This window comes from Burkholderia sp. HMSC10F09 (assembly GCF_001806955.1).
Classification (GTDB): domain Bacteria; phylum Pseudomonadota; class Gammaproteobacteria; order Burkholderiales; family Burkholderiaceae; genus Burkholderia; species Burkholderia multivorans.
In genome coordinates, this window is sequence record NZ_KV786941.1 from 11,556 (window position 1) to 19,235 (window position 7,680).

14 protein-coding genes are annotated in these 7,680 nt (G+C 70.8%); 10 read left to right on the forward strand and 4 right to left on the reverse strand.

The genetic code is table 11. The annotated features are described in order from the left end of the window. Positions 1-91 precede the first annotated feature (91 nt). Complete coding sequence (locus HMPREF3115_RS28185; RefSeq protein WP_070557041.1) at positions 92-751, reverse strand: UdgX family uracil-DNA binding protein; 660 nt, start codon at positions 749-751, stop codon at positions 92-94. 205 nt (positions 752-956) lie between these two features. Here HMPREF3115_RS28185 and HMPREF3115_RS28190 point away from each other — a divergent pair, with 205 nt between their 5' ends. Beyond that, positions 957-1,514, forward strand: a complete 558-nt coding sequence (locus tag HMPREF3115_RS28190; protein WP_070557037.1) for a response regulator — start codon at positions 957-959, stop codon at positions 1,512-1,514. Positions 1,515-1,616: 102 nt separating this feature from the next. Here the strand turns inward: HMPREF3115_RS28190 and HMPREF3115_RS28195 are convergent, their stop codons facing one another. The 3 genes from HMPREF3115_RS28195 to HMPREF3115_RS28205 form a co-directional block, all read right to left on the reverse strand. Beyond that, positions 1,617-2,102, reverse strand: a complete 486-nt coding sequence (locus HMPREF3115_RS28195; protein WP_006398925.1) for a PRC-barrel domain-containing protein — start codon at positions 2,100-2,102, stop codon at positions 1,617-1,619. 88 nt (positions 2,103-2,190) lie between these two features. Then, positions 2,191-2,622: a CBS domain-containing protein gene (locus HMPREF3115_RS28200; RefSeq protein ID WP_006398926.1), complete on the reverse strand. Its 432-nt coding sequence runs from the start codon at positions 2,620-2,622 to the stop codon at positions 2,191-2,193. Positions 2,623-2,675: 53 nt separating this feature from the next. Further along, complete coding sequence (locus tag HMPREF3115_RS28205; RefSeq protein ID WP_006398927.1) at positions 2,676-2,936, reverse strand: hypothetical protein; 261 nt, start codon at positions 2,934-2,936, stop codon at positions 2,676-2,678. 145 nt (positions 2,937-3,081) lie between these two features. Here HMPREF3115_RS28205 and HMPREF3115_RS28210 point away from each other — a divergent pair, with 145 nt between their 5' ends. The 9 genes from HMPREF3115_RS28210 to HMPREF3115_RS28250 all read left to right on the forward strand — a co-directional run bounded on the left by HMPREF3115_RS28210 (position 3,082) and on the right by HMPREF3115_RS28250 (position 7,669). Further along, the gene (locus HMPREF3115_RS28210) at positions 3,082-3,387 is read left to right on the forward strand and encodes a hypothetical protein (protein ID WP_006407436.1); all 306 of its coding nucleotides are present in this window, start codon (positions 3,082-3,084) and stop codon (positions 3,385-3,387) included. A gap of 397 nt (positions 3,388-3,784) precedes the next feature. Next, on the forward strand, positions 3,785-4,015 hold the full coding sequence (locus HMPREF3115_RS28215) for a hypothetical protein (protein ID WP_006407438.1): 231 nt from the start codon (positions 3,785-3,787) through the stop codon (positions 4,013-4,015). After that, on the forward strand, positions 4,012-4,323 hold the full coding sequence (locus HMPREF3115_RS28220) for a hypothetical protein (protein ID WP_070557039.1): 312 nt from the start codon (positions 4,012-4,014) through the stop codon (positions 4,321-4,323). The genes HMPREF3115_RS28215 and HMPREF3115_RS28220 overlap by 4 nt, the downstream gene beginning before the upstream one ends. 44 nt (positions 4,324-4,367) lie before the next feature. Beyond that, positions 4,368-4,679, forward strand: coding sequence for a hypothetical protein (locus HMPREF3115_RS28225; protein ID WP_006411764.1), 312 nt, complete (start codon positions 4,368-4,370; stop codon positions 4,677-4,679). 20 nt (positions 4,680-4,699) lie between these two features. Further along, positions 4,700-5,209 (forward strand): DUF892 family protein, encoded by a 510-nt coding sequence (locus HMPREF3115_RS28230; protein ID WP_006407440.1) that lies wholly within the window; start codon positions 4,700-4,702, stop codon positions 5,207-5,209. Between the two features lie 188 nt (positions 5,210-5,397). Continuing rightward, complete coding sequence (locus tag HMPREF3115_RS28235; RefSeq protein ID WP_006407441.1) at positions 5,398-6,825, forward strand: RNA polymerase factor sigma-54; 1,428 nt, start codon at positions 5,398-5,400, stop codon at positions 6,823-6,825. A gap of 64 nt (positions 6,826-6,889) precedes the next feature. Beyond that, positions 6,890-7,078 (forward strand): DUF3008 family protein, encoded by a 189-nt coding sequence (locus HMPREF3115_RS30555; protein ID WP_012464947.1) that lies wholly within the window; start codon positions 6,890-6,892, stop codon positions 7,076-7,078. A gap of 46 nt (positions 7,079-7,124) precedes the next feature. Further along, positions 7,125-7,286 (forward strand): DUF1328 domain-containing protein, encoded by a 162-nt coding sequence (locus tag HMPREF3115_RS28245; RefSeq protein ID WP_006398937.1) that lies wholly within the window; start codon positions 7,125-7,127, stop codon positions 7,284-7,286. Then, entirely contained in the window at positions 7,283-7,669 is a 387-nt protein-coding gene (locus HMPREF3115_RS28250; RefSeq protein WP_006398938.1) for a DUF3022 domain-containing protein, read from the forward strand. Before HMPREF3115_RS28245 ends, HMPREF3115_RS28250 begins: the two co-directional genes overlap by 4 nt. The last annotated feature ends 11 nt before the right edge of the window (positions 7,670-7,680 follow it).

The following is a 7,680-nucleotide window of genomic DNA, read 5'->3' on the forward strand; positions in this document are numbered from 1 at the left end:
GCCAGCAGCCCCGGCCCGAGCCGGCGGTACCACGGCAGCGGGGCGGGCTTGGCGGTGTCGTCGGCGGGCGGCGCGTCGCGTCGCGCGCCGCTCATTCGGCGTCTCCGCGGCCCGCCTTCGGCGTGCCGTCGTCGCGCGCGAGCTTCGACGCGGTGCGCAGCGCATCGACGAGCGTCTGGTACGCGTGCTCGCGCGAATCGGCGCCGCGCGTGCGCAGCACGTACGACGGATGGTAGGTCGCGACGACGAGGTAGCCCTGCGCGGTGCGCGTGGGCGTCGGCGTGCGCTGCAGCGTCGCGTCGTTGTCCTGCAGCACGGCGCGCAGCGCGGTGCCGCCGAGCGCGACGATCACGCGCGGGTGCACGCTCTCGAGTTCGCGATCGAGCCAGTAGCGGCACGCGGTGATCTCGCGCTGCGCGGGCGTCTTGTGCAGACGCCGCTTGCCGCGCGGTTCCCATTTGAAGTGCTTGACGGCGTTGGTCAGATAGACCGAGCGGCGATCGATGCCGGCCGCGTCGAGCGCGCGGTCGAGCACGTGGCCGGCGGCGCCGACGAACGGCACGCCCGTGCGGTCCTCCTGATCGCCCGGCTGCTCGCCGACCAGCACGATCGACGCGTGCCGCGGGCCGGTGCCCGGCACCGGCTGCGTCGCGTGTTCCCACAGCCCGCAGCGCCGGCATGCGTCGAGCGTCGCGGGGCGCTGATCGTCCGGCGTGTCGTCGGCGCCGGATGCGGACGCTGTGCGCGTCATCGCGCCCGCGCTCCGCATGCCGGCGCGCGGCGCGCGTGCGCGCATCGCGTGCCGGCCGACGACAAAGACTCGATCGCTGGCATCGACGGCTCCCGTTTTCGATGAATACGACAGCACACAGCAACCCGCATGCCACCGCCGGTCAATATGGGCGCGCGCCTTGCGTGGCCGCCGGCATTCGGCATTCGATCACAGGAGAAAAGCCATGCCTATTGCCCCCGGCGACGATCCGGCCGCCGACGACGTGCTGCTGTGGCGCTCGCCCGACAGCGTGCCGCGCCGCCCGCGCCGCGTGCTGGTCGTCGACGACTATCGCGACGCGGCCGATGCGCTGCAACTGCTGCTCGACGCACGCGGCTTCGAATGCCGCGTCGTCGACGATCCGTTCGCGGTGTGCGACGTCGCGCGCGACTGGCAGCCGTTCGCGATCGTGCTCGACATCGCGATGCCGAGGCTCGACGGGCTGCAGCTCGCGCGGCGGCTGCGCGGCGACCCGCGCACGGCCGACATGCTGCTCGTCGCGTGCAGCGCGTTCGCGTCGCCGGTCGATCGCGAGCGCGCGCGCGAAGCGGGCTTCGACGCGCATTGCGCGAAGCCGCTGACGCCGCATCCGCTGCTGCGTTACCTGGAAGCCGTGTGCGGTGCGCGCCCCGCGCAACGCCTGGACGGCGCCGAGCGCGTGGACGGCGCGGGGCGCGCGGACGGCGCCGAACGCGCGGACGGGCTCGACGGCGCGGACGGCGCCGTTACACGCGGGTTGTAAAAACGCGTGACGGCGCGCGGCGCATATAAAGGCCCGCGCATAAAAAAACCCCGCCGGAGGCGGGGTGCGGACCGCGTCGCCGTCGCCGGCGACACGTCGCGATTACAGGCGGCCGTCGCGCGCGCGCGGATCGTTCAGGTCTTCGGTCGGATCGGTGAGGCCGAGCTCGTCGCCCGCGCTCCAGTACGGCGTGCTGCCGTAATACTCGTGCAGCGGCCCCGCCCATTGCGGGTCGGCCATCGCCGGCCAGTGATCCTTGTCGAAGCCCGGCGCATTGCGGATCCGCTCGGACGATACCGACAACAGGAAGCACTTGCGTTCCGTGTCGAGCGTCAGCGCGCTCCACGGAATCGCGAGCAGCTTGTCGCCGATGCCGAGCAGGCCGCCGCTCGACAGCACCGCGTACGCGACGCGGCCCGAGCGCACGTCCAGCATGATGTCCTTGATCTTGCCGACATCGTCCCCGTCGGTCGTGTAGACCTTGTTGCCTTCGAGCGTATCGGCTGCCATCACGTCGGGACCGGGGCCGTCTGCCGTCGCGGCCCCCTTGCCGACGATGCGGGTCTGTCCTTGATCGGGAGTCTGCATGATTGTCCTCCTGCTGCGTGGGCGCGGCCGGCCGCATCGGGCGCGGGCCGCGCGTTCGGGGTAATGACGCGAACGGACACCGTATCCGTCACGCCTGCTTCGGCTGCGACACGCCTTCCAGCGTGTTCGCGAGCGCGTCGCGCGACGGGCCGGCCGTGCGCGTCGCGATGTCGGCGAGCGAGAGCATCCCGACGAGCCGCTTGTCGTGATCGACGACCGGCAGACGGCGCAACTGCGCATCCGCCATGTAGTGCTGGATCTCGTCGAGCGAATCGTCGTCGAAACACCATTCGATCGGCCCGGACGCCACTTCGTGGACGCGCGTGTCGGGCGGCTTGCCGGCCGATACCGCGCGCACCGCGAGATCGCGGTCGGTGACCATCCCGACCAGCCGGTTGTTGTCGCACACGGGCAGCGCGCCGATGTCGTAGCGCGCCATCAGTTCCGCGGCGTGGCGAATCGAGTCGGTCGGCGCGATGCGCACGACGTCCTGCGACATGATTTCGTTGACGCGATGCATGTAGTCCTTCCTCCTTCGGGTTCGGCCCGTCGTTCTCGCAACGGGCGTGCCGCTCAGCGTCCGCCTTCGTCCTGCTCGCGCTTTTCCTGCCACGGCCCGTCGTCGTGCGTGCCGGGCGGCGTGTCGGGCTCGATCCGCGTGACGCCGCCGGTCGACGGCGCGTCGCTCGCGGGAAACGTGTCTTCGAGCGACTTGTCGATGTGGCGCTCCGAATGGCGCGTGCGCGCGCTGTCGCGATCCTTCAGCGGCGGCGTCGGGTCCGTCTGCTGCCCGGACGACGGCGTGCGCTCTTCGGATCGGGTCGTATCGTTCATGGCAAGTCTCCGTGTCGATGACGTACGAATTCGCGCAATGCGCGTTCCCGTAGTGGTCGCGCGGCACGCGGCTTGCCGCGCAGGACGTAACTGCGCCGGCGCCGCACGAGCGCGCCGGCGCGACAGTCGAGCGGGAGGCACGACGATGATTCCGATCAAACGACAGCCGCGCGTGCGCTACGAGGTCAACGTATGCGGCGGCGGATTCGATTCGGTGAAGCACCACTTCACCGCGTGGAAGCAGGAGCCGCTGATCTACCGGCCCGAGCGCCGCATGTTCGAAGGCAAGGCCGACGTGCGGCCGCTCGGCGACGAGACGTTCGGCGCGACCGAGCCCGCGCGCTTCGCGCTGCAGCGCGCGTGCGAGCCGGGCGATTCGTACGCGCTTGCCGCGCGCGTGGAAGACGAGGGCCGCAATCTATGGCTCGTGATGGCCGCGTACGACACGTAGCGACGGCCTTCGCTCGTCGCACGCGGTACGGATCGGCTGCGCGTGTCGCGCGACTCGCGTATTGCGCGTCATGCGCGTCATGCGCGTCGCGGCGCGCATGCACGGGATGCGATGTGCGGCGTGGTACGCGCATGCCGTGCGCGCTTGCCGCGCCGTCGCGTCGCGCGCGCTTGCACATGCGTCTCGTCGCGTCCGCCCGCAATCGCCGCGTGCATCGCCCGCATGAAAGATTTGCAGCGCGCGGTGTAGCGAAGTCACGGTGGCGCGCAGCGCCTCGCACGGACGCGGGCCGCTCGCGCGGCGCAGGCCGCACACCGGACGGAACGCGGCTTGCGGCCCCGCACGGCGACGCTACCGCGAGCGACATCGTTCGCGACACGACCGTCACGGAGCGCCCATGAACGAGGACCTTGCACATTCGCTGCATCGGCCCGATCCGCCGATGCCCGATACCGAGCCCGAGCCGGTGCCGCCGCCCGCGCCGGAACTGCCGCCCGACGTGCCGCAGCCGTACCACGACCCCGAAGGCGATCCCCCCGAACACCGGCCGCCGGAACGCGAGCCGCCGGCGCCCGTGCCGCCTGCGCACGCCGCCACGCCGCCCGCGCGGCAGGAGCGCACGCGATGAGCATCCTGGTGAAGCAGGGCATGTTGCGCGACATCGCCGAGACGCTCGGCCGTCATTTCGAAGCGCGCGCGATGCCGTTCAACGTCGAGGAGCAGCCGGCCGGCGCGCTTCATATCGGCTTTCGCGTCGACGGGCATCCGGCGTCGCTGACCGTCACCTTCGACGCGGACGCGTTCGCGGCGCTCGAGAAGGCCGACGTCGCGCGGCAGCGCGGCGCGCTCGCGCGGATGGCCGCCGAGTTCGACGCGATGATGGCGCGGCGCGGGCCGACTGCGTACGCGGCCGACTTTCATTTCAACCGGCTCTGAGCGTGCGCGCGACGCACGCCGGCCCCCCTTGCATGGAGGTCTCGATGAAATCGATCCATTCGCTCTCGCTCGCCGTCTGCGCGGCCGCCGCCGCATGCGCGATGAGCGCCTGCACGCAACCCGACACGGTCCGCACGACGGGCGCGCCGCCGCCGCCCCATCAGGGCGGCAACGCGTCGCCGCCGACCGAGACGATGCCGGACGCGAACACGCGCTACGACACGCGTCCGTCGCCGGGCAACACGATGCCGCAGCGCTCGACCGGCACGCCGACCGGCGTGCCCGATCCGAACGTCGGCGGCGCGCCGACCAACACGCGCCCGGCGCCCGGCACGCCGCCGCCGATGCAGTACTGATCGGCGCGACGGAGCAACGGATGGCGACGCCGCACGCCCACCTCGAGGACTGGCTGCGCGACGCGTATGCGATGGAGCATCACGCGCAAGCGTTGCTCGACGCGCAGGCGCGTCGCGTCGGCCACTACCCGCTGCTGCAGGACCGGCTGCGACGGCATCGGGACGACACGCTCGGCCAGCAGGCGCTCGTCGAAGCGTGCCTGCAGCGGCTCGGCACGACGCCGTCCGCGATCAAGGATCTCGGCGCGCGCATCGGCGCGTACGGGCAGGTGGCGACCGCGATGCTGTCGGGCGACGAAGTGGTGAAGGCGACGATGGCCGCGTACGCGTTCGCGCAGGTCGAGATCGCCGCCTATACGGCGTTGATCGCGGCCGCGCGGGCGGCCGGCGAGGCCGAGATCCACGCGTGCTGCGAGCGCCTGCTGCAGCAGGAGCGCGACATGGCCGCGTGGCTGCTGCGTGAGCTGCCCGACGTGACGACCGCGTTTCTCGACCGCTCGGCCGTCGACCGGATCGACGCGAAACGCTAGCGCGGCGGCGCGCACGCGAATTGCGCCTCCAAACTTGCCGCCCGCTTGTAAAAAAGCGGGTGCGGAAGGGGTGAAAAATAGGGCGCGTAGGCGCCAAAGCCCCGTCCGGTGGGCGTCTGCGGGACTGGCATGGAAGCTGCATAAGTCCGGCATACGAATTTTCGCGAACCCATTCAGGAGGACCGCAGATGTCCGTCACGCTTGCGCTCCAGATGCGACAGCATCTGGCACTTACGCCAAGGCTCCAGCAGTCGCTGCGCCTGCTGCAGTTGTCTTCGCTCGAATTCCAGCAGGAATTGCGGCAGGCGCTCGACACGAACCCTTTCCTCGAAGACGGCCAGGGCGACGACGAGGCCGCCGCGCCGGATCCGGCGGCCGAAGCCGCGGCACCGGAGGCCGCACCCGAGCGCGACGACGTGCGCCCGGTCGACGGCGAGCTGTCGTATACGGCCGCGCCGGCGCCGCGCGGCGGCAGCCGTCAGGGTGAAGACGGCGGCGATCTGTCGCCCGGCGAATGGATGGCCGCCGAGCCGTCGCTGCATCAGCATCTGCACGAGGCGCTGCGGCTCTATCCGCTGAACCGGCGCGATCGCGAAGCGGCGCGCCTCGTGATCGACGCGCTCGACGACGACGGCTACCTGCGTCAGGAGCTCGGCGACCTGCTCGGCGCGGCCGATCCCGCGCTCTTGCTATCGGAGCGCGATCTGTCCGTCGCGCTGCGGCTCGTGCAGATGCTCGACCGGCCCGGCATCGCCGCGCGTTCGCTGTCGGAGTGCCTGCTGCTGCAGCTCGACGCGATTCCGGCCGGCACGCCGGCGCTGCCCGAAGCGAAGGCGATCGCGCGCGAACATCTCGAACGCCTCGCCCGCCGCGAGACCGCCGAGATCCAGCGGCGCATCGGCTGCAACCAGCAGACGCTGCAGGCCGCGTGCGCGCTCGTGCGCGGGCTCGACCCGCGTCCCGGCAACCACTACGGCAGCACGCGCGGCGATTACGTGGTGCCCGACGTGATCGTGCGCCAGGTGCGCGACGAGTGGGTCGTGACGATCAATCCGGCCGTGCTGCCGCGTGCGCGGCTGCACGAGCGCTATGCGACGCTGTTCGCGCAGTCGAGCGGCGAGCGCGACTCGCCGCTCGGCCAGCAGCTGCAGGAAGCGCGCTGGCTGATCCGCAACGTGCAGAAGCGCTTCGACACGATCCAGCGCGTCGGCGAATGCATCGTCGCGCGGCAGCGCGACTTCTTCCGCTACGGCGAGATCGCGATGAAGCCGCTCGTGCTGCGCGACATCGCGGAGGAGCTCGACCTGCACGAATCGACCGTGTCGCGCGCGACCGGCAACAAGTACATGGCGACGCCGCACGGCACGTTCGAGTTCAAGCATTTCTTCCCGCGCAAGCTGGAGGCGGCGGGGCGCGGCGTCTGCTCGGCATCGGCCGCGAAGGTGCTGATCCGCGACATGATCGCCGCGGAACGGCACACCGATCCGCTGTCGGACGTCGCGCTGACGCAGAACCTCGCGGGCCGCGGCATCCTTCTTGCGCGCCGTACGGTGACCAAGTATCGGCAGGCGATGAAGATTCCGCCGGCCGAGCTGCGCCGCCGCGACGCCGCATGACGATGCGTGCGGCCGAACCGATCGCGCGCCGCAGCGCGGCGCGCGCAAACCGAGGGAGCGAACCATGCCAGCGAAATCTCAGGCCCAGCAGCGCGCGGCAGGGGCGGCCCTGTCGGCCAAGCGCGGCCGCACCAAAATGCAGGACCTGAAACCGCCGTCGAAGTCGATGGCCAAATCGATGAGCGAGAAAGAGCTCGAGAAAATGGCCTCGACGCCGACCCACGGCAAACCCAGGCACAAGCACGATTCTTGATCGACGACGATGGGCGTCGACGGTCGCTGTTCCCCAGGAGGAATCCATGCTTCGATACGCACTCATCTTCTTCGTCATCGCGATCATTGCAGCCGTCTTCGGCTTTGGCGGCATCGCTGCCGGCGCGGCCGAGATCGCGAAGATCCTGTTCTACATCTTCGTCGTGATCTTCCTGGTCACGCTGCTGCTGGGCGTCGTACGCCGATGACGGCAGCGTCCGACCGTTCGCAGCGCATCGCCGAAATCGAGCATGCGCTGGCGAACGGCTTTCCGTCGCAGTCGACCGTGGTCGTCCACGCGGACGACGCGTCGGGACGGTTGACGATCCAGGTGTCGTGGGTGCGCGCGCCGGTCGAGGCCAGCGCGCGCGAGTGGCGGTGTGCGGTCGATCTGCGGTTCGAACCCGACGTGATCGCCCGCTACGCCGCGCTCGACACCGCCGAGCGGCTGCGCGTGCGCACCTATCTGTGCGATCTCGCGCGGCGCGCGATCGACGAGAACAAGCCGCGCGTCGAAGATGCGGCGATCGAATGCAGTGCGGCGCTCGACGTGAGCGCCGCCGACATCGGCGACGCGTCGCGCGGGCCGTGACGCTCGTCACG